Source organism: Streptomyces sp. CB02959, assembly GCF_002803155.1.
Taxonomy (GTDB): domain Bacteria; phylum Actinomycetota; class Actinomycetes; order Streptomycetales; family Streptomycetaceae; genus Streptomyces.
This window is the reverse complement of sequence record NZ_NNBP01000008.1, coordinates 255578-277953: the sequence shown is the minus strand read 5'-3', so window position 1 is coordinate 277953 and position 22376 is coordinate 255578. Positions and strand designations below refer to the sequence as shown.

At 75.4% G+C, this 22376-nt stretch carries 1 protein-coding gene (cut by a window edge); it reads right to left on the bottom strand.

Going from position 1 to position 22376, the window contains the following annotated elements:
• Nucleotides 1–11 precede the first annotated feature (11 nt).
• Nucleotides 12–22376, bottom strand: partial view of an SDR family NAD(P)-dependent oxidoreductase gene (locus tag CG747_RS48020; RefSeq protein ID WP_180985556.1) — the 3' portion only. It continues 105 nt past the right edge of the window; only the last 22365 of its 22470 coding nucleotides appear in the window; its start codon lies beyond the right edge, outside the window; the stop codon is at nucleotides 12–14.

Below are 22376 nucleotides of genomic sequence, written 5' to 3'. Positions count from 1 at the left end.
TCTCCGTCCAGTCATGCCGGGTGCTGCTCCAGGTGGGCGGCGATCGCCGCGTTGAACGCGTCGGCGCTGGTCAGGCTCGGGAAGTGCCCGGCGTCGGGGATCTCCTGGTAGGTGGCGTCCGGGATGGCGCCGTGCAGCAGGTGGGCGGTCTTCAGCGGGATCACGGTGTCGTACCGGCCCTGGACGAGCAGGGTGGGCGCGGTGATGTCGCCGAGCCGGGCGAGCAGGTTCGGGGCGGCCGCGAAGACGTCGAGGTAGCGCAGCCCGGTCTGCGGGTCCATGCTTTCGCAGCGCAGCAACTGCCGCTCGTAGCGGGCGCGTTCGCGGGCCAGCCGGTCCGATCCGCTCTGCGCGACGACATGGTCGAAGTCCTCGCCGGCGACCACCGTGAGCCGGTTGACCTCGCCGGACCGGTTGCCGAGCTTGTACGAGCTGCCGATCAGGGTGAGCGAGGCGGTGGCGTCGGGGTGGCGCAGGGCGAAGGTCTGGGCGGTGAGTCCGCCGGAGGAGGCCCCGGCGACGTGCACCCGGCCGCGCACCCCGAGCCGGTCCAGCGTGCGGCGGCCCAGGTCGGCGATCCCTTCGCAGGTCAGGTCCTCGCAGGCGGTGGTGGAGCCGACGCCCGGGTGGTGGACGACGGTCACCCGGTAGCGGTCGGTGAGCGCCGCGAACTGCGGGCCGTAGAAACCGGCGCCGATGTTGAACGGCAGCATCAGCAGCAGCGTCGGCCCGTCCCCCGCGGTGAACACCTCGACGTCGCCACCGCCGGCGCCCTGCGGCAGCCGGACCAGGTGCCGTTCGGTGGCCGGCTGATGCTCGCGAAGCACCGTCCAGTTGTCGTTCTCGGCCTGGTGGCCCTCGACCATGGCCTGCCGGATGTCGTCGGGGACCCGGTCCAGGGGGTGGTACCAGGCCAGGGCCGCGGGCCCGTCGCCGGGCGCCGGCAGCAGGTCGGGGATGTCGAGGACGGCGGGGCCGGCGAACAGGTCGGTGAGACGGGCGGTGATCTCGTCGGTCTCGGTGTCGGTGAGGCCGACCGGGACGGCCAGCCGGATCAGGGCCGGACCGTCGGCGCGGGCGTCGAGGTGGGCGGCGGCCCGGATGCCGGTGTGCCGGTAGAGCCAGGCGAGGGCGGCCGGAACCGGGTGGGCGTGGCCGTCGAGGGCGGGCATCCGCCGGGTGTCGAGCAGGACGCAGTGGGTGGCGGTGCCGTCGGTCACCGGGGCGCCGGCGGCGGCCAGCGCCCGCTGGATCCGGGCGACCCGGTGCACCCGGTCGCGGACCGCCGGGACCGCCCAGGCGGTGTCGGCGAGCGCGGCGGCGGCCAGCGCCCGGCCGGAGCGGCTGGTCTCCGGGCCGCGCAGGGTGATCCGTTCGCGCAGGTGGTGGGCGACGGCCGGGTCGTCGGTGGCGACGATGCCGCCGGTGTCCACACCGAAGTCCTTGGAGAGGCTGATGGTGACGGCGTCGGCGAGCGCGAGCAGGTCGCGGGCCACGTCCAGCACCTCGCGGCCGCGGTGGTCGTCCTCGTGCTCGGTGATCAGTACGGCGTTGTCCAGGACCCGGGTGGCGTCCAGGACGAGCGGGACGCCGTGCCGGTCGGCGGTCTCGCGGACCGCGGCGAGGTTCTCGTAGGAGAGCGCGGCGCCCCCGTCGGCGTTGTTGCTGACCTCGACGCACAGGAAGGCGATCCGGCCGGCGTCCTCGGCCAGCCGCGCGTCCAGGTGGGTCAGGTCGAGGTCGCCGCGGAAGACGGGGTCCCGGTCCGCGGCGCGGCGTACCGCGGTGGGGGTGAAGCCGTGGTCGAGGTGGCTGAAGTACCAGGTGGGGAAGAGGGAGTTGTGCAGGACTACGGGTCCGCGGTGCGGCCAGGCGCGGCACAGCGCGGCCTCGGCGGCCCGGCCGGACGGGGTGGGCACCACGCAGGAGAACGGCAGCAGGTCCAGGCCGTCGAGGGTCTGGCCGGTGGGGCGGTGCTCGGCCGCGGCGCGCAGGGCGGCGGTGCGGGCGGCGACGTCCGGTCGGTCGAGCTCGGCCCAGGAGTCGCTGAGCAGGTCGAAGTCGACGGCGGAGGCGGGGAGGTGGAGGGGGTTCCAGCCGTGTGCGGCGAGGTGCTGGTCCCGGGGGCCGGTGGGCTGCTGGGGGGCGTGGGGCGGTTGGGTGGTGTTGGGTGACTGGGGAACGTGGGGCGCCTGGGAGACCGGAGCCGGGGGTGCCGTGCGGGTGGCCGGGGGTGCCGTACGGGGCGGGGCCGGCGGTGTGGCGGGCTGCGGCGTCGCGGTCCGCGCGGCGGCGGGCGAGGGGCCGTCGGCGGTGGCTTGGTCGTCGTCCGCGGCGTCCCCCTGGGCCGCCACCTCCGGATTGGCGATCATCAGGATCAGCCGGGAGACGTCCGTGCGGGCCGTGTCGGCGGGCTGGCAGAGGTAGAGGGGCAGGTTCTCGGTGCGGAACTTGTTCTTGAAGCGGAGGTTGCCGTCGCCGGTGAAGATCCCGCGGGAGCGCAGTTCCTCCAGTGCGGCTTCGGCCTCCGGTGCCGCGTTCGGTGACTCGCAGACCTTGGCGCCGAAGCTGCCGCCGAAGCTGAAGACCGTGCAGCCCTCGGCCGCGGTCTGCTCGATGATCTTCACCACGGTGTGGTCGAGGCCGCCGAGCGGGGCGTCCTTGGGGTAGAACTCCAGGTCCAGCAGGTAGCCGTCCTCGGACGGGATCTTGGTGACGATGACCGCGTTGACCAACCGGTCGTCCACGTACGTCAGGAACATCCGGTGGCGCGGGGCGAGGATGCCCCGGCCGATCTCGTCCCGCACGGTGTGCACGTACGGGTTGACCATGTCCTTGGCCTCGCACCAGCGGTCGATCAGCTCGGTGATCGACCGGTCGGTGTCCGGGTCGGAGCCGACCGGGTACTCGACCGTGCGGCACTCCCCCGCCTTCTCGAACTTCCGGATCATGTAGCGCAGGCGCTGCATCCGGCCGCCTTCGAGGGTGAAGTCCCCGATCCCTTCGAGGCGTTGCAGGGCGCCGAAGGGGGTGGCGGTGAACCGCACCCCGTCCGCCTCCTCCAGGCGGATCAGGGAGACGATGTTGGGGCCGATGCCGTGCGCCTGCCCGTGGCGGACGTACTCGGCGGCCAGCGCCGGCATGTCCTCGGTGGGCCCGACGTAGCTCCAGGTGAGCATGGCGTCGCCGCGGCGGGAGAAGTTGAAGTAGGCGTTGCGGGCCGCGCCCAGGAAGATCAGCGGGGCGATGTCCCGGCCCGGCAGTCCGCCCTCGCGGCCGTGGCGGCGCTCCAGGTCGGCCACGGCGGCGGCGAGTTCCGGGTGGTCCGGCAGGTCGGTCTTGGCGATGACCAGGGCGCCGCCGTCGTACCGCGGCGGTTCCGCGGCGGCGGGTTCGGCCGGGGGCGCGTCGGTGGTCGGGGCGGTCGCCAACAGGCGGGCGGCGTCCGGGCCGTGGGTCTCGGTGAGGTGGGCGGCCAGCCGGTCGAGGGTGGGGTGGTCGAAGAGCAGGGTCTTGCGGAGCGCGCCGAAGCCGCGTTCCAGGGCGGCGACCACCCGCAGCATGTCGAACGAGCTGAAGTCGTTGTCGGTGAAGGTCTCGCGGGGGTCGAAGGGGCGGCCGAGTTCGGCGGCGATGGCGTCCTGGAGGACGTCCTCGAAGGAGCGCTCCTCGGGGGCCGGGGCGGCGGCCGGGGCCGCGGGGGCCTCGGGTGCGGGGGCGGCGGGGGCGGGGGCCTCGGGTGCGGGGGCCTCGGGCGCGGTGGCCTCGGGTGCGGGGGCGGCGGGGGCGGTGACCGGCCCGCGCGGGCCCCCGCACAGCGGGGCGACGAACCGGCTCAGCAGGCCGACCGTGTCGTAGTCGTAGAGCTCCGCCGCCTTCAGCTCCAGGCCGAAGGTCTCGTTGAGCGTGCGGACCAGGTCCATCCGGTAGATCGAGTCGAGCCCCAGCTCACCGAACGGCGCGTCGTCGTCGATCTCGTCGACGTCCATGCCCAGCAGGTGGGCGAGCTGACCGCGCAGCAGGGCCGCGACGTCGGGACCGGCAGCGGTTGCGGCGGCAGAGGCAGGGGCGGGGGCAGGGGCGACGGGAGCGGGTGCGACCGGAGCGGACGGGGCTGGAGCGGGTGCGGCCTGGGCGGGTGCGGCCTGGGCCGGCGCGAGCGGGGCGGGTCGGGCGCCGCCCGGGGCCGCCAGCCGGACCTTGGGCCCGCGCCGCGCCGGGTGCGTCGGGCGGATCGGGGTGGGCGTTTCCATCACGGTCTCCTCAGGGGCCGGTCGGGCCGGTCGGGCCGGTCGCGCCGATGGGGCCGGTCGGGCCGCTCGGACGGGTCGGGCCGGTCGGACCGGTGCGTCGGTGGTGGTCTGCGGCTCGGCGGCCGGTGCCGCGAACCAGTGGCGGGTACGGGCGAACGGCGCGGTCGGCAGCGGGATCCGCCCCGGCACCGACGTCCACAGCCGGTGCCAGGGCACCTCGGCGCCCTCGCACCACAGCTTCATCAGCAGCTCGCGGTCCTCGTCGCCGCCGGCCGCCGGGGCGCCGCGCCGGGCGGTGCCGGTCAGCGCGCCGTCCGGCAGCTCCCCGGCGGCGAACGTCTCCAGCGCCCGCAGCAGCTCCGTCCGGTCGCGGACCGCCACCGCGAACCGCTGCCGGTGCTCGGTGCGCCCGGTCTGGAGGGTGTGGGCGACCCGGGCCGGGTCGGCCTCCGGGAAGCGGCGCAGATGCCGGGCGAGCCGTCCGGCGTAGCTCCGCAGCCGTTCGTCGTCGCCGGCCGAGAGCGTGACGACCCGTGGGATGAACTCGTCCACGGAGGACGGCAGTTGGCCGTCGTACGCCTCCAGGACCAGGTGGGCGTTGGACCCGCCGAAGCCGAAGGAGCTGATCCCGGCGCGCCACACCGGACGCCCGTCGGCGGTGTGGGCCGGCTCCCAGGCGCGGTGCCGGTCGTTGATCCGGAACGGCGTCCCGTCCAGCCGCAGGTACGGGCTGAGCTCCCGTACGTGCAGGCTGGCGGGGAGCTCGCGGTGGCGCATGCACTGCACCACCTTGAGGACACCGGCGATCCCGGCCGCGGTCTCCAGGTGGCCGATGTTGGTCTTCACCGCGCCGAGGGCGATCCGCCCGGTGTCGGGCAGCGGTTCGCCGCGCTCCTCGTGGAGGGTGCGGAACGCCTTCTTCAGGCCCTCGGTCTCGATCGGGTCGCCGAGCCGGGTACCGGTGCCGTGCGCCTCGACGTAGCCGATGGTGCCGGGCTCGATGCCCGCCTCGCGGACCGCCGCGGCGATCACCCGGGCCTGGGAGTCGGGGTTGGGTGCGGTGAGGGAGTTGCTGCGGCCGCCGTGGTTGACCGCGCTGCCCTTGATCACCGCGTAGATGTGGTCGCCGTCCGCCTCGGCCCGGACCAGCGGTTTGAGCAGCACCGCACCGACGCCCTCGCCCCGGACGTAGCCGTCGGCGGACGCGTCGAAGGTCTTGCAGCGGCCGTCCGGGCTGAGCATCCCCGACTGGCTGAAGGACTCCAGCAGTCCCGGGGTGAGGATGACGTTCACCCCGCCCGCGACGGCCAGTTCGCACTCGCCGTCCCGGATGGCGCGCACCGACCGGTGGATGGCCACCAGGGAACTGGAACAGGCGGTGTCCACGGCCTCACTGGGCCCGTTGAGGTCCAGCAGGTACGAGACGCGGTTGGCCAGGACGGAGTGGGCGATGCCGGTGGCGGTGTGCGCCTGGACCGGGATGCCGCTCTCCTTGAGCAGGTCGTCGTAGTCGTGGGTGGCGACGCCGACGAACAGTCCGCACGAGGAGCCCGCCAGATCGGCCGGGCGGTACCCGGCGTCCTCGAAGACCCGCCAGGCGGTCTGGAGGAACAGCCGCTGCTGCGGGTCCATCAGCGCGGCCTCGTTGGGCGAGATGCCGAAGAGGCGGGCGTCGAAGGCGTCGACGGAGTCCAGGAATCCGCCGCGCAGATCGCGGGTGGCCGGGTTGGCGCGGATCGCGGTGCGGTCCTCGGGCACCGGGCCGACCAGCTCGTCCCCGGCGGCCAGGTGCTCCCAGAAGGCGTCGGGGTCGTCGGCCCCCGGGAGGGTACCGGCGATACCGATGATGGCGATCTCGGTACGGGTGGGGGTGGGGACGGGGGTGAGGGTGGGGGTGGGAGCGAGGGCGACGGTCGGCGCCGCGTGCACCGTCTCCGTATCCGTCCCCGTCACCACCTCCGTTACCGTCCCCGTCACCGCCTCCACCTCCGTCGCGGTCTCCGTCGCCGTCTCCGCCGGTCCGGTGTCCCCGTAGTGCCGGGACAGCTCGACGGCGTGCTCGGCCACCAAGTAGGCGGCGAACGACGCCAGGTCGGGGCATTCGAAGAGGACGGTGGGCAGCAGGTCGAGGCCGAACCGTTCGTTGACCTTGTTGACCAGTTCGGTGAGTGTGATCGAGTCGAAGCCCAGCTCCAGCAGTTCGGCTCGGACGTCCACGTCCGTCTCGTCGACGAGCAGGAACCCCGAGGCCAGCACCCGGGCCTCGCGCTCCACGAGGTCGCGCAGCCGCGCGCCGTCCAGGGAGGGTTCCGCGACCGGCCGTTCCGCGGCGGCCGGCTCCGGGGCGGCGGCGGCCGGCTCCGCGTCCGGTGCGTCGTCGCGCACCAGCCCCTCCACCACGCACAGCGCCGGCAGCTCCGACGCCAGGCCCCGGACGAACGCCAGCAGGCCGGCGCGGGTGGGCAGCGGCACCATGTTCCAGGTGCGGACGAAGAGTTCGCGGGTGGCGTCGTCGACGGTCATCCCGCCGTCGGCCCACAGCGGCCAGCCGATCGACAGGCCCCGGCCGGACCGCCGGCCGGCGGCGCGCAGGGCCTCGCGGCGGACCGCGAAGGCGTTGAGGAAGGCGTTGGCGTAGGCGTAGTCGGTCTGGCCCGGGTTGCCGGACTCGCCCGACATGGAGGAGAAGAGGACGAAGAAGTCCAGCGGCTGGTCCGCGGTGGCCGTGTCGAGGTGCAGAGTGCCCTGCACCTTGGGCCCGAGTACCGCGGTGACCTGGTCCGGCGTCTTGGCGACCGCGCGGGCGTCGTGGGTGACACCGGCCGCGTGGATCACCCCGTTCAGCGGGCCGTACTCGGCGGTGACGGAGGCCACCAACTCCCTTACGGCGGCGGCGTCACGGAGGTCCGTGCGCCGGTGGACGACCCGTACGCCGTCCTCGGTCAGCTCGTCCAGGCGCCGGGCGGTGACCGCGTCGGGCCGGGAGCGGCCGGTGAGCACGAGGGTGGCGGTGCGGGCGCGGTCGGCGAGGAAGGCGGCGAAGTGCAGCCCGAGGGCGCCCGCCCCACCGGTGATCAGATAGGTGCCGCCGTCCCGGAGCGGGAAGTCGCACAGCCGGACATCCGGCGGGGTGCAGGGCGCCAGGCGCTTCTCGGTGCGGGTGCCGTCGGGGGCGTAGGCGGTCTCGACGACGCCGGGGGTGGCGGCGGCCAGTTCCGCCACGATCGCATCGGACTCCAACTCCGCGTGACGTGAAGGGAGTTCGAGTCGCGCTCCGGCGAACTTGCGGTGTTCCAGGGCGAGGGTGCGCAGGGTGCCGCCGATGGCGGTGTGCCGGGGGTCGGCGGTGCCGGGGCCGTCGGGGCCCGCGGGGTGGGCGTACACCAGGCGGAGGGCGGGGCGTTCGGGCCGGGCGAGGACCGCCACCGCGGACCAGAGGACGGGCGGCAGCTCGCGACCGGCCACGGCGTCCGCATCGGCCTCGGCGGTGGCCAGGTGGACGATGGCCTCGGGGAGTTGCCCCCGGTCGGCCAGTTCGGCCATCAGCCGGGTGTGGTGGGTGGGGTCGTCGGTGCGGAGGGTGTAGGTGGGGTGCGGCTGTCCGTCGTCCTCGGGGGCGGTGAAGTCCGGGCCGTCGGTGGCGTACAGGACGGTGCTGCCGTGGTCCGTCAGCCGGCGGGCCAGGGCGCGGCGGGTCGGTGTGTCGGTGCCGAGGACGAGGACGGTGCGCGGCGGGCGGTCCGCGGCGGCGCGGCGGGCGGCCGGGGTCCACTCGGCCCGGAGGTAGCGGGTTTCGGTGGGCTCGGGTGCGGCGTCGCGCGGGGCGATCTCCAGCCCGTCGACGGCCTGGAGCACCCGGCCCTCGCCGTCGGTCAGCCGGAGGTCGAAGCGGCGGTGCCCGGTGGTCCGGTCGTCGGGGGTGACCTCGCGTACGTACGCCCAACTGTCCGCGGGCAGCGGCCCGTACGCCCGCAGCTCGGCCACACCGACCGGCAGATAGCTCCGTTCGCCGGTACACAGTGCCGAGACGGCCTGGAGGGCGCCGTCCAGCAGGGCGGGGTGCAGGGCGAAGGCCGGGCCGGTCCGGCGCAGCACCCGGCCCAGGCTCAGCCGGGCCAGGCACTCCCCGTCGCCGGACCGGAGCCCGGCGACGGTGCGCAGCGGACGGCCGTACTCCAGGCCGCTGTCGGCGAAGGCGTCGTAGAACTCGCAGGGGTCGTGCGGGGTGGGGCAGCGGCGGCGCAGCGCGGCCAGGTCGAGGCGGCCGGGGGGCTCGGGTGCGGCGTCCGGGCCGCCCGCGGTGAGGATGCCGCGGGCGAGGGTGCGGCCGTCGGCGTCCGGGTCGGTGATCTGGAAGGTCGTGCCGGTTCCGGCGCGGTCGGCGTAGGCGAGGGCGATCCGCCGGGTGCCGGCGTCGAGGTCGGCGGGTGCCAGCCAGCGCACCGAACCGATACGGAAGGGGAAGCCGAGGCCGCCTTCCGGGCCCGCCTCGCGGGCGGCCTCCAGCAGGGCCACTCCGGGCACCCAGCGGGCCCCGGCGATGCGGTGGTGGTCGGCGAAGGCGAGGGCGGGGTGGTTGGCGCGGCGCTCGACGGCGCCGGGCGGGAGGGGGGCGGGCGCGGGCCGCGGCTCGGGGGCGGGATCCCCCTGCGGGGCCCGGGCGACGCCTTCGGCCGGGGTGTGCGCGGGGTGCGCGTCCGCCGCCGCCCGCGGGGCCGGCGGCTGCTCGGGAGCCGCCTCCTGATGCGGGGCCGCCGTGGTGTCACCGGCTGCCTCCGCCGGGACCGTCCGCACCGCGCCGGGTGCCAGGTGCCGGGGGTCGTCGGTCACCCAGTGGCGGCTGCGGCGGAACGGGTACGGCGGGAAGGCCACCCGTCGGCGGGCCGCCGCTCCGGGCACCTCGCGCCAGTCGACCCGGCCGCCGCGCACCCAGTACGCGGCCGGTCCGGCCCATCGGCGCCCGGCCAGCGCGGCGGCGACGGCGTCCCCGTCCGGGCCGTCCGCGGGGCCGCCCTTGACGGCCGTGCCCACGCAGACCGCCCCCGGCTCCGAGGAGACCTCCCCGTCCCGCGCGAACTCCCGTAGCAGTACCGCGAGTTGGAGGTGTGACGTGGCCGTCACGGCGAGGCGTTCCGGAAGTTCCCGGCGGCCGATGCGGCTGGTGTGCGCGAGGTCGGCGAGCGGGGTGGCCGCGCCCTGGGGGCCGTCGAGGAAGTCGGCGACCCGTCCGGCGTGCACCGCGAGGGTGGCCCGGTCGAGGGCGGACAGCACGAACAGTTCCGGTTCCCCGGTGGCGGTGGTCGGTTCGGCGACCGCGTCCGGGGTGCCGGCCGGGTCCGGGCCGGGGCCGCGGTATTCCTCCAGCACCATGTGCACGTTGGCTCCTCCCGCTCCGAACGAGCTGATTCCGGCGCGGCGCGGCCAGGCCCGGGCACCGGTGCCGAGGTCGGCGACCGGCCGCTCCCAGGGTTCGGCGGTGCGCTGCGGCCGGAACGGCGAACCCGCGAAATCGATCTTCGGGTTGAGGGTGTCGAGGTTGATGGTGGGTACGAGGGTGCGGTGCTTGAGTTGCAGCAGCACCTTGGTCACCGCGGCGATCCCGGCCGCGCCCTCCAGGTGGCCGATGTTGGACTTCACCGAGCCGACGGCGCAGTGGCCGGTGTCGGACGCGGCGGTCCCGGCGGCCCGGAACGCCTTGGTCAGCCCGCCGATCTCGATCGGGTCGCCGAGCGCGGTGCCGGTGCCGTGCGCCTCGACGTAGGAGACCGTGCGCGGGTGCACACCGGAGCGCCGGAGCGCCTCCTGCACCAGCTTGGCCTGGGCGTTGGGGTTGGGCACGGTGTAGCCGCTGACCTTGCCGCCAGCGTTGCTGACCGCGCCCTTGATGACGCCCCAGATGGTGTCGCCGTCGGCCTCGGCCCGGTCCAGCGGTTTGAGCAGGACCGCACCGGCGCCCTCGCCGGGTACGAAGCCGTCGGCGCCGGCGTCGAAGACCCGGCACGCGTCGCCGGCGGACAGCATGGTGCGGGCGCACAGGGCGGCGTAGTGGGCGGGGTGCAGGATCAGGTTGGTGCCGCCGGCGATGGCCATCCGGCACTCGCCGCGGCGCAGGCTCTCGCATGCCAGTTGGATGGCGCTGAGCGCGGAGGAGCAGGCCGAGTCGACGGCGAGGCTGGGGCCCTGGAGGTCGAAGGTGTAGGAGACCCGGTTGGCCATCGACCAGAAGGCGGAGTGGCCGGTGACGTAGCGGCCCTCGGGCCAGTCGGTGGCCGCCGAGAGCAGCCCGTACTCGCCGTACATCAGCCCGGCGAAGACCCCGGTCTCCGGCTCGTGGGTGTGGGTGCCGAGGTGGCCGGTGGTCTCCAGCAGTTCCCAGCAGGTCTCCAGGAAGAGGCGTTCCTGCGGGTCGAGGTCGGCGGCGTCGCGCGGCAGCACGCCGAAGAGCGGCGCGTCGAACATCTCGATGTCGTGCAGGAAGCCGCCCCAACGGCTGTAGCTGCGGTGCTTCCTGCCCTTCTCGGGGTCGAAGTGGTCGCGCCAGTCCCAGCGTTCGGCGGGGATCTCGGTGATGCAGCTACGGCCCTCGGCGAGGTTGCGCCAGAAGGCGTCGAGGTCGGGTGACCGGGGATAGCGGCCGGTGACGCCGATGACGGCGATGTCCTGGGACGCGGGGAGGGGCGGGGGTGCGGGGGCGGCCGCGGGGGTCGGCGTTGCCGTCGGTTCCGGGGCCGATGCCGGAGGCGGTGCGGCCGAGGTCGCAGGCGGTGCGGCCGATGCCGGAGGCGCTGCGGCCGATGTCGTCGGGGGACGGTCGGTCGGCGTCGTCGCGAGTGGGGGTTCCGGGGTCAGCACTGCCGCCAGCCGCTCCCGCCGCTCCGCCGCCAGGTACTCCGCCAGCCGGTCGATCGTCGGGTACTCGAAGAGCAGGGTCGCGGGCAGGTCCCCGAGGTCCTGTTCGAAGCGGTCGATGAGGTTGAGGCCGACGAGCGAGTCCACTCCGAAGTTCTCGAAGGTCGCCGCCGGGTCCAGGTCGGCCGCACCGTACTTGAGGATCTCCGCGAACACCCCGCTCACATAGCCGCGTACGGACTCCGCGGACGGCCCGCCCGCGTCGGCCGGGTCCTCGGCCGGGCGCTCGGCGACCACCAGCGACTGCTCCAGCTCGTCGACCGGGATGCCGGGGAGGCCGCGGGTGCGGACGGTCCGCAGTCCGGCCGCCGCCGCGGTGTCCCGCCACTGGGCCGGTGCCAGCAGCGGCGAGTGCGGGAGGCGCCGGGCGGCGTCCTCGTACATCCACCAGCCGGTGGTCAGACCGAAGGTGAGGGTGAGGAAGTCGGAGAACCGGGTGATCTCGTTGACCAGCAGCAGGCCGCCGGGGCGGAGCAGGTTGCGGATGTTGCGCAGGGTGCGGTCCATGTCCGGTGTGGCGTGCAGGACGTGGGTGCCGAAGACGACGTCGAAGCTGCCCGGGTCGAAGCCCTGTTCGCGCGGGTCGCGGGAGATGTCCAGCGTCCGGAAGGACATGAACGGGTGGCCGGCGCCGAACTCCCGCTCGCCGTGGCGCAGGAAGGCCGGGGAGATGTCGGTGTACCAGTAGTGGGCGGTGTCCGGGGCGGTGGCCAGGGCGGGCAGTACGGTCTGCGAGCTGGCGCCGGTGCCGGCGCCGATCTCCAGGATCCGGGCCGGGCGGCCGGTCTCGGCGTGGATCCGGCGGGCGGTGTCGGCGATCTCCTCGGCCAGCAGCCGGTTGTAGTGGTCGGCGATCGGCTGGCCCTTGTAGATCGGCTCGACCAGCGCCACCGACCCCTTGGGGAACAGCACGTCCATCGGGTTGCGGCGGCCGGACAGCACCTCGGCGAGGGCGGCGGCGGTGCGTTCGACGAGCGCCACGTGGCCGCGCATCTCGGGGTAGCGGGCGGCGACCTGGGCGCCGTCCACCCGGGCGGCGGGCGAGGCGGCGTCCGGGGCCAGCCCGAAGGCGGCCCGTTCGCCGGCGTCGGCGGCGGTGCCCGCGTCGGGCTCCGGACCGGTCGCCGCGCCCGAGCGGCGCAGGATGCTCAGCGCCGCGTCGAAGAGCCGCCGGTGCCGGTCGACCACGCCGAGGCGGGAGCGCAGCTCACCGACGGTCGTGTACTCCCCCGGGCGCGGTACCGCGTCCCAGCCGAGGACGGTACGCCGCAGCAGGTCCCGGCTGTACGCCTCGACCTCGGCGAACGCCTCCTGGGCGCGGGTGAAGACGGCGGGGGTGCCGTCGGCGGCATCCGCCGAGGGCTCGCCCGGGGACGGTGCGTAGGACGGCGACTGGGACGGTGACGGTGACGGCGAGGCGGACGCAGCTTGTGCTGATGGTGCGTCAATTTCCGCTCCCAGAACACCGGTCAGCGGTTCCGCATAGCTCTCCCTGAAGTGCTCCGTCAGCTGGTCGATCGTCATGTGCTCGAAGAGGAGAGTGGACGGCAGGTCGCCCAGGTCGCGTTCGAAGCGGTTGACGATGTTGAGGCTGACGAGGGAGTCGACGCCGAAGTTCTCGAAGGTCGCGGCGGTGTCCAGGGCGGTCGCCCCGTACTTGAGCACCTCGGCGAAGACCCCGGTGACGTAGTCCCGGACGGCGTCGGCGGAGAGGGCGGCGGGAGTGGTGGAGGTGGTAGGAGTGGTGGAGGTGGTGTCGGATGCGGTGGGCGGGGCCGGGGGTGTCTGCCGGGGTGCGGCTTCCGGGGCCGGGGCGGGTGGCGCCGGGTGCGTTGTGGGGGTGTCCGCGCCCGCCACCCGGATGCCCATCGCGGGCAGGGCCGCCGGGTCCGCCTTCATGGCGAGGGTCTGCGGCAGGCCGGCGCTGATGACGCGGCGCAGGACGGCCATCCCTTCGGCGGGTTCGACGGAGCCGATGCCGAGCTTGGCGAAGGCGTCCCGCATCCGGTCGGTGGCCACCGCGCCGACGCTGCCCCAGAAGCCCCAGTTGACGACCGCGACGGGGTACGGCCGCCGGCGGTCGAGCCACTGGGCGTAGGCGTCCTCGAAGGTGCTGGCCGCCGCGTAGTTGGCCTGTCCTCCGGCCTCGACGAAGGAGACCGCCGAGGAGAAGATCAGCAGGAAGTCCAGCGGTTCGGCGCCGAAGACCCGGCCGAAGGCGGTGACCCCGGCGACCTTGGGGGCGAGTCCGGCGCGGAAGGTCTCCTCGTCCATGTGGGCGAGGGTGCGGTCGCGCAGGTCGAGGGCGGCGTGCAGGGCGCCGGCGACCGGGCCGAACTCCGTGTGGACGGTGGCCAGCGCGGCCCGCAGCGCGGACTCGTCGGCGACGTCCGCCTGGAGGTAGCGGGCCTGCCCGCCCAGCGCCGCGATCTCGGCGGCCTTGGCGCGGTGTTCGGGGTCCTCCGGGCGGCGGCCGAGCCAGACCAGCCGGGCGCGGGCGATCCGGGCGAGCAGCCGACTGAGGGCGAAGCCGATGCCGCCGGCGCCACCGGCGATCACGTACACGCCGCCCTCCCGGAACGGCTCGACGCCCTGCGGCGCGGGCACCCGCACCGGCGCGAAGACCCGCTCCAGGCGGCGGGCGCCGCGCAGCAGCACCACGGGTTCGGTGCCCGGTTCGGCGGTGATCCGTTCGGCGGTAGCGGCCGGGTCGGCGTCCGGGCCGGCGCCGACGTCGACGCAGCTGACGCTCCAGCGGGGGCATTCGGCCTCGATCGCCCGGGCCAGCCCGAGCAGCCCCGCGGCGTCCGGGCGGACCGGGTCGGCGGCGTCGGCCGGGACCGCGCCGCCGAGTACGAGGCGCAGGGCGAGCCGGTCCCGGGTCCGGCCGGTGGTGATCAGGTGTTTGACGAGCCGGAACAGCTCCAGGGCGGAGTGGTCCGACTCGGGGGTGGTCGGGTCCTCCTCGTCCGTGGTCGCCACGAAGTACAGCGTGTCGAGGGGCTGTTGGAGGGCGGGGCGGTCGGCGGTCCGGTCGGGGTCGGCGGAGCCGGTCAGCGGGACCAGGGCCGCTCCGGTGCGGGCCGCCAGCACGGTGGCGAGCCGGGAGGCGGCGGGGGTGTGGACGACGGCGGTGCGGCCGGTGTCCGGTGCGGGGACGGGTGCGGAGCGGGTCGCGTCCTGCCAGACGGGCCGGTGCATCATCGCGTCGACGGGGTTGCGGCGGGCCCGCAGGGCGAGGCCGTGGTAGCGGACGCAGACCCGCCCGTCGGCGTCGGCCAGGCGCACGGTGTACTGGTGCCGGCCGGTGCGCCGCACGTGGGCGTGGACCGGCCGGGCGCGGTCGTCGAGGATCTCCACCCGCTCGACGGAGAACGGGACGAGGGTGGCGTCGTTGCCGGCCTCCAGCGCCGCGATGGTCTGCTGGGCGCCGTCGAGCAGGGCCGGGTGCAGGGCGAAGCCGTCGGTGCCGGGCGGGGTGCGGAGGGTGCCCAGGACGTCGTCCGCGCCGAAGGCGATCGTCTCCAGGACCTGGAAGGACGGGCCGTAGGCGATGGCGCCGGCGCGGAAGTCCTCGTAGAAGCGGGCGGCCGGGATGGTGTGCGGACAGCGGGCGGCGAGCGCGCGGAGGTCAAGGGTCTCGGGTGCCGGGCGCGGGCCGTCGGGTCCGGCGGTGAGCTGCCCGCGGGTGCACACGGTCCCGCCGTCGTCGCCGGTGGTGAGGGTGAAGCGGTAGCCGCCCGCGGTGGCCCCGTCGCGGGCGAGGGTCAGGCGCAGCGAACCGGCGGCCTCGGCGTCGATCAGCCGGAGCCACTGGACGCCGTGCAGGGTGACCGGGCCGGGCAGGCCGCAGCGGGCCGCGGCGGCCGCCGCCAGGTCGAGTCCGGCGGCGCCGGGGAGGACCGGGGCGTCGCCGATCCGGTGGTGGTCCAGCACCCAGTGGCCGGCGGGGACGGCGGCCGGCAGGACGGCGCCGTCGGGGTCGCCGGGTGAACCGGCCGCGGTGCCGAGGAGCGGGTGCGGGGCCGGGGCGGTGGGCTCCGGGTGGGTTGCGCCGGTGGCTGCCGGGAGTTCCACCCAGTGCCGGTCCGCGGCGAACGGATAGGTCGGCAGGGGTGTGCGGCGCGGGTGCGGCCCGTGCGGCAGGGCGCGCCAGTCGACGTCGTGGCCGGAGGTGTAGGCGGCGGCCAGGGCTTCCAGGGCGGCGCGGCGGACGTCGGGGTCGGCGGCGCCGGTGCCGGCGATCAGGTCCCGGCCGCCGGTCTCCTCCGTCGTGGCGGCCGCGGGGCCGTCGGGTCCGGTGCGGTGGCAGCCGGGCGCGGTCGAGCCGACGGCCAGCAGCCGGAGTTTGCGGCGGAGTTCGGGGGTGTCGCGGGCGATGACCGCGGCGCGCACGGGGAGGTGTGCGCGGCCGACACCGAGGGTGAAGGCGACGTCGGCGGGCCGGGCGTCGTCCGGGATGGCGTCGGCGAGGGCGCCGAGCAGTCGGCCCAGTGCGGCCTGGTCGCGGGCGGAGACCGGGAACAGCCGCTCCCCGTCGGGCTCTTCGGGGCGGGCGGTGGGCCGCGGGGCCTCGGCGAGCACCGCATGGGCGTTGGTGCCGCTGAAGCCGAAGCTGCTGACGGTGGCGATCCGGGTGCCGCCGGGGCCGGGCTCCCAGGGCCGGCGGTCCGGGACGACGTAGAAGGGGCTGGTGGGCAGTTCGGTCTTGGGGTTGGGGGTGTCGAAGGCGGGGGCGGGCGGGAGTTCGCGGTGGCGCAGGGCCAGCAGGACCTTGAGCAGTCCGGCGATCCCGGCGGCCATCGTGGTGTGCCCGATGTTGGCCTTGACGGTGCCCAGGCCGCAGTAGCCGACCCGGTCGGTGTGCCGGCGGAAGACCTCGGTGAGCGCCTTGACCTCGATCGGGTCGCCGAGGGCGGTGCCGGTGCCGTGCGCCTCGACGTAGCCGATGTCGGCGGGGTGCACCCCGGCCCGGTCGTGGACGTCGGCGATCAGGGCGGCCTGGGATGCGGCGCTGGGCGCGGTGATGCCGTTGGTGCGGCCGTCGCCGTTGACGCCGGTGGCCTTGATGACGCCGTGGATGTGGTCGCCGTCGGCCAGGGCGCGGTCGAGGCGTTTGAGGACGACGGCGCCGACGCCCTCGCCGAGCACCGTGCCGTCGGCCGCGGCGTCGAACGGTACGCAGCGGCCGCGCGGGGAGAGCATGCCGACCTTGCTGCCGCGGATGTGGAGTTGCGGGGTGACCATCAGGGCGACGCCGCCGGCGACGGCCGTCGCGCACTCGCCGCGCCGGATGCTGTCGGCGGCCAGGTGGACCGCGACCAGGGACGACGAGCAGGCGGTGTCGACCGCCATGGTGGGGCCGTCGAGGTTGAGGAAGTAGCCGATCCGGGCCGGCAGGAGGGAACTGGTGGTGCCGAGGAAGGCGTGGCCGGTGTCGGCCTTGCCCGCCCGGTCGAGCAGCAGCGAGTAGTCGCCGGGAGCGCAGCCGACGAAGACCCCGCAGTGGGTGCGTTCGGGCCCGCCGACCGCGTATCCGGCGTGTTCCAGCGCGGCGTGCGACTGCTGGAGGAAGAGCCGCTGCTGTGGGTCCATGACCTCCGCCTCCAGCGGCGAGAGGTGGAAGAACGCGGCGTCGAAGCGGTCGACGTCGGGCAGCATCGCCGCCCATTTGCTGTAGGTGCGGCCGGGGGCGAGGCGGTCGGGGTCGAAGACCCGGTCGACGGCCCAGCGGTGGGCGGGCACCTCGGTGAAGCTGTCCCGGCCGGCGGCGAGGTTCGCCCAGAAGGCGTCGAGGTCCTCGGCGCCGGGGAAGCGGGCGGACATGCCGATGACGGCGATGTCTGTGGTGTCTGTGGTGTCGGTGGTGTCGGTGGTGTCGGTGGTGTCGGTGGTGGGGGTGGTGGCGGGGGTGGCTTCGGCGGTGGGCGCCGCGGCGGGGGCGTCGTCGGTCCCCTGAGGCCGGTCGGTCGCGGTGGGCTCCGTACGTGCCGGGGTGCGCTGCCAGAGGTCCCGGATGTGGTCGGCCAGACGGGCCACGGTCGGGTGGTCGAAGAGCGCGACCGGGTCGATCTCCACGGCGAAGCGCTCGCCCAGACCGCGGACGATCTCCACCGCACCGACCGAGTCCACGCCCATCTCCTGGAAGCTCAACCGGGCGTCGATCTCGTGGCGTTCGAGGTAGAGGCGGGCGCAGACGGCGTCCTCGACGGCCCGGACGGCCTCGGCCCGGTCGAGGGCGGGACGGTCGGAGGCGGGCCGGGGCGCCGGGTCCGGTGCCGGGACCGGTGTCGGCCGGGCGGTGACCGGCGCGGCCGGGGCGCCGGGGGCCGGGGCGACCGCGGGGTGCGGGCGTTCGGCCCGGTCCCGCTGCCAGCGGCCGATCCAGTACGGCCGCTCGTCGAGCGGGTGGGCGGGCAGCGGGACCCGGCGCGGACGCGGACCGTCGGCGGGCCGGCACTCCTCCCAGGGCACATCGGTACCGGCGGCCCAGAGCCGGGCCAGGCCGTGCAGCCGTCCCTGCCGGAACAGCTCGACGGCCCGCCCGCCGGCCGCGGTCCGCTCGTCCTCGGCCTGCGGCCGGTCCGCGCCCCCGGCCGGATCGGCGGCGCCGGTGAAGACGTCGTCGCCGGGCTCCCCGCCCGCCAGGTAGGCCGTGAGCTCGGCCTGCAGTGCGGAGACTTCGGAGGCGACGACGGCCAGCCGGGCGGGGAGTTGGGCGCGCCCCGCCTGGAGGGTGTACGCGATGGCGGCCAGGGGGACGGTGCGCGGGTCCGCGGTGGCCCGGGCGGCCAGTTCGGCGATCGAGGCGTCGAGGGCGACCGGTGCGCCGCCGGGGCGGCGGTGCTCCAGGCGGCGGCTGAGTTCGGTGGCCGCGACCGGGTCGAGGCCCAGGTCGGCGAGGGGTTCGCGGGGGTCGACCGCGGTACGGGGCACGTCCAGGACGGCGGCGACCTCGTCGGTGAGCAGGGCCACCGCGGCGTCCTCGACCGTACCGGCGCCGTCGGCGCCTTCGACCGCCAGCCGGTCGAGGTGGGCCAGCTGGCGCCGGACGACCTCGCGCAGCCCCGCCTCGTCCGCCGCCGAGTACACGAACAGCTGGGGTCCCGCGGGGGTGGTGTCGGCCGGTTCCGGCGGGGGGCTCTCCAGCAGGACATGGGCGTTGGAACCGCCCGCGCCGAACGCGCTGACCCCGGCGCGGAGCACAGTGCCACCCGCCGGGGGCCGCCAGGGCGCGCGGTCCCGCTGGACGCGGAAGGGCGAGGCGGCGAAGTCGATGTACGGGTTGAGCCGTTCGGCGTGGAGCGAGGGGGCCAGTTCGCGGTGCCGCATCTGGAGCAGCACCTTGGTGACCGCGGCGATCCCGGCCGCGCTCTCCAGGTGGCCGATGTTCGACTTCACCGAGCCGATCGGGCAACTGCCGGGTTCCACACCGGAGTCGGCGTACGCCTGGGTGAGTCCGGCGATCTCGATCGGGTCGCCGAGCGAGGTACCGGTGCCGTGCGCCTCGACGTAGCCGATGCTGTCGGGCGCCAGTCCGGAGCGGGACAGGGTCTCGCCGATCAGGGCGGCCTGGGCGGCGGGGCTGGGGACCGTGAAACCGCTGGTGCGGCCGGAGTGGTTGAGGAACGAGCCGCGGATCACGCCGTGCACGGTGTCACCGTCGGCCTGCGCCCGCGCCAGCGGTTTGAGCAGCACGGCGCCGACGCCCTCGCCGGGCACGTAGCCGTCGCCGTCGGCGCCGAAGCTGCGGCAGCGGCCGTCGGTGGACAGGAAGCGGCCCTGGGCGAGTTGGAGGTACTTCTGCGGGTGGACGGAGAGGTTGACGCCGCCGGCCACGGCCATCGCGCACTCGCCGCGGCGCAGGCTCTCGACGGCCAGGTGGAGGGCGGTGAGCGAGGAGGAGCAGGCGGTGTCCACGGCCATGCTGGGGCCCGCCAGGCCCAGACAGTAGGAGAGGCGGTTGGCGACCGCGCAGTGCAGTGCGGTGGGGGCCACCCCGCCGTCCGCGCCGTCGCCGTCGGCATCGGTGAAGAGCTGGTAGTGGTTCCACATGACGCCGGCGAAGACACCGACGCGGGAGCCGGTCAGGGCGTCCGGCCGGTAGCCGGCGTGCTCGACGGCCTGTCGGCCGATGGTGAGGAAGAGGCGTTCCTGCGGGTCCATCCGCTCGGCCTCGCGGCGGGAGATGCCGAACGCGGCCGCGTCGAAGCGGTCCACCCCGTCGAGGAAGCCGCCCCAACGACCGTAGGTGCGGCCGTCCTTGCCGGGTTCGGGGTCGTGGACCGCGTCGTGGTCCCAGCGGTCGGCCGGGACCTCGGTGACGCAGTCGCGGCCCTCGGCGAGGTTGCGCCAGAAGGCGTCCAGGTCGTCGGCGTGCGGATAGCGGCCGGCGAGGCCGATGACGGCGATGGCGTCCGGCTGGTCGGCCGGGGCTTTCCCCTCGGAGGCGGAGGAGGCGGAGGAGACGGAGGAGACAGGAGAGACGGACGAGGCCGGGCCGGAGGCGGAGGCGGCGGAGGCGGCGGCGAACGGCTCGGACGGCGACGTCGGCCGGTCGTCGGACCGCGCCGACTCGGGGACCTGCTCGGGGGCCTGCTCCGGGACCGGCAGCAGCTGCTCGATGCGCCGCTGGTCCCCGTAGGTGACCACGGTCCGCACGCCCCGGTCGTCGGCCAGCAGCGCGAACAGGGTGTCCAGGCCGGCGTCGGTGGGCAGGGCGTGCAGTCCGGTCCCGGCGGCCGAGCGGTGCCGGGCGTCGTCGGAGACCCGCATCCCGCCGTCGGCCCACAGCGGCCAGCCGACGGCCACCGTGGCGCCCCGGCGGTCGGTGCGGGCGGCGCGCCGCTCGGCGAAGTGCTCCATGAAGGCGTTGCCGTAGGCGTAGTCGGCCTGGCCCGGGTTGCCGACGGCGGCCGAGACCGAGGAGAACAGCGCGAAGAACGCCAGGTCGTCGTCGGCGGTGGCGGCGTCCAGGTGGCGGGTGCCGGCGGTCTTGGCGGCCAGCACGGCCGCGGTCTGCGCCGGGTCCTTGCGGAAGAACATGCCGTCCTTGACGGTGCCGGCGCAGTGGAACACCCCGTCGATCCGGCCGTACAGCTCGCGGGCCCGGGCGGTGACCGCGTAGGCGTCGTCGAGGTTGCCGATGTCGCCGCGGACGTAGTGCACGGCGGCGCCGCGGTCCTGCCAGGCGCGGATCCGCGCGGTCAGGTCGGGGCCGGGCGCGCTGCGGCCGGTGAGGACCAGCCGGACCGGTCCGCGGGCCACCAGCCGCTCGGTGATCAGCGCGGCGAGCCCGCCGCCGCCCCCGGTGATCAGGTACACGCCGTCCGGACGCAGGCCGTCGCCGCCGGTGGGGGCGGGCTCGGACGCGTACCGGACCGCCCGGCGGACGGTGTCGGTGTACCGGACCTCGGACTCGGCGGAGAGGTCGGCGGTCTCGTCGGCGAGGAGCCGCGCCAGCCGGTCGGCGGGCAGCTCCGCCGGGTGGCCGACGGCGCGGGCGCGCAGCACCGGCGCCTCGACGGCGACGGTGCGGGCCAGCGCGCCGAGTGCGGCGTCCTCGGGGTGCGGGCCGGTGGGGGTGGTGTCGTGCGGGTGGAGGAAGAGCAGGGCGGTGGGGTGCAGCGGTCGGGTGTCGGTGACGGCGGCGGCCAGCGCCCAGCATTCGCGGTACGCCTCGGGCACCGGGCCGGTGTCGTCGGCGCGGGCCGGGACCCGGGCGAGCCGGGCGTAGCCGGCCGGTGTGGCGCCCTCGTCCCGCAACGCTCCCAGCATCCGGCCGAGTTGGTCGCGGTCGGTGGGGTCGAGGCGGTAGTGGTCGGGGCCCAGTCGCTGGTAGCCGGAGGCGCGTTCGGCGCGGATGACGCGGGTGCCGGGGCCGGTGGCGGTGCGGAGCGCGGCGGCGGTGGCGGCGGAGGCGCCGATCAGGACGAGGGCGCGGTCCGCGGGCGCCCCGTCGGCCGGGGGCCGGGCGGCCACCGGGGACCAGACGGGGCGGTGGCAGCGCAGGGCCGGTTCGACGGTGTCGTCGGGCGCGGCCGGGGTGTCCGGTGCGGCGGGCCGCGGCGCCGGGTCGCGATCGGGGGCCGGGCGCAGCCGGGGCGCGTACTCGGCGTGCAGGTGCGCGGCGAGCGAGTCGATGTCGGAGAACTCGAACAGCAGCGTCGGGTACAGCGGGGCGCAGACGTACTTCTCCAGTTCGCGGCTGATGTCGAGCATGTGGCCGGAGTCCAGGCCCAGTTCGTAGAAGCCGGTGCCGGTGGAGAGGGCCGCCGGGTCCCGGCCGAGGATCCGGGCGATCATGCCGCGCAGGTGGCCGGTGACCTCGGTGGGGTCGGCGGCCCGTTCGTCGTCGATGCCGGGGTCCGCGCAGCCGGCGGTGCGGATCGCGGCGGGGCGGCGGATGGCGTCGACCGAGCCGTCGTCGGGCCGGTCCGGGCCGTCCTCGGTGACCAGCCGGGTGATCAGCCCGGCGTGCCGGATGCGTTTGCACATCAGCTTGGTGAAGCCGGCGAGGAAGCGGCCGTCGGCGTCGTAGAGCGCGCAGTCGTTGTGCATCACGTCGCCGGACTGGGCGAGCGTCTCGGGGTGCGGCATGTAGGCGTAGGCGGTGCCGGTGAGCGGGCGCGGGGCGCGGAACGACTCGATGAAGACCGGGATGAACGGGTCGTCGCTCTCCGGCGGGACCTGGGCGAAGGCGGCGATGGTGGTGCAGTCCATCTTGGCCGGGTGCAGGTGGAAGTGGCCGTCGAGTTCGGCGGCCTCGGGGTCCAGGCCGAGTTCGGCGAGGAGCCGTCCGTCGCCGTAGTAGAGCCGGCCGAAGCAGCGCATCGCGGAGCCGTGCCGGATCTCCTCGGCGCGGGCCCGGGCGTACATCTCGTCGAGGTCGACGACGCGCAGGGCGGTGCTGCGCAGGGTGTCGAGGTCGAGCGGCGGCGGTTCGGGGGCGTCGCGGAAGACCAGTTCGCCGCGGAAGTTCTCGCGGTAGGTGGTGACCGGGGCGCCGTTCTCGCGGCGGCGGCTCTCGGCGGTGATCCAGCGGCTGCCGTCGGTGGGGACGGACACCGAGACCCGGATGTCGCAGTCGAAGCCCTCGGCGGTGGCGATGGCCTCGTGGAAGAGGACGTTGCGGAGTTCGGCGCGGGCGGTGTCGAAGCCGCGGTCGCGCAGGATGCGGAAGACGATGTCGAGGAAGGTGACGCCCGGCATCAC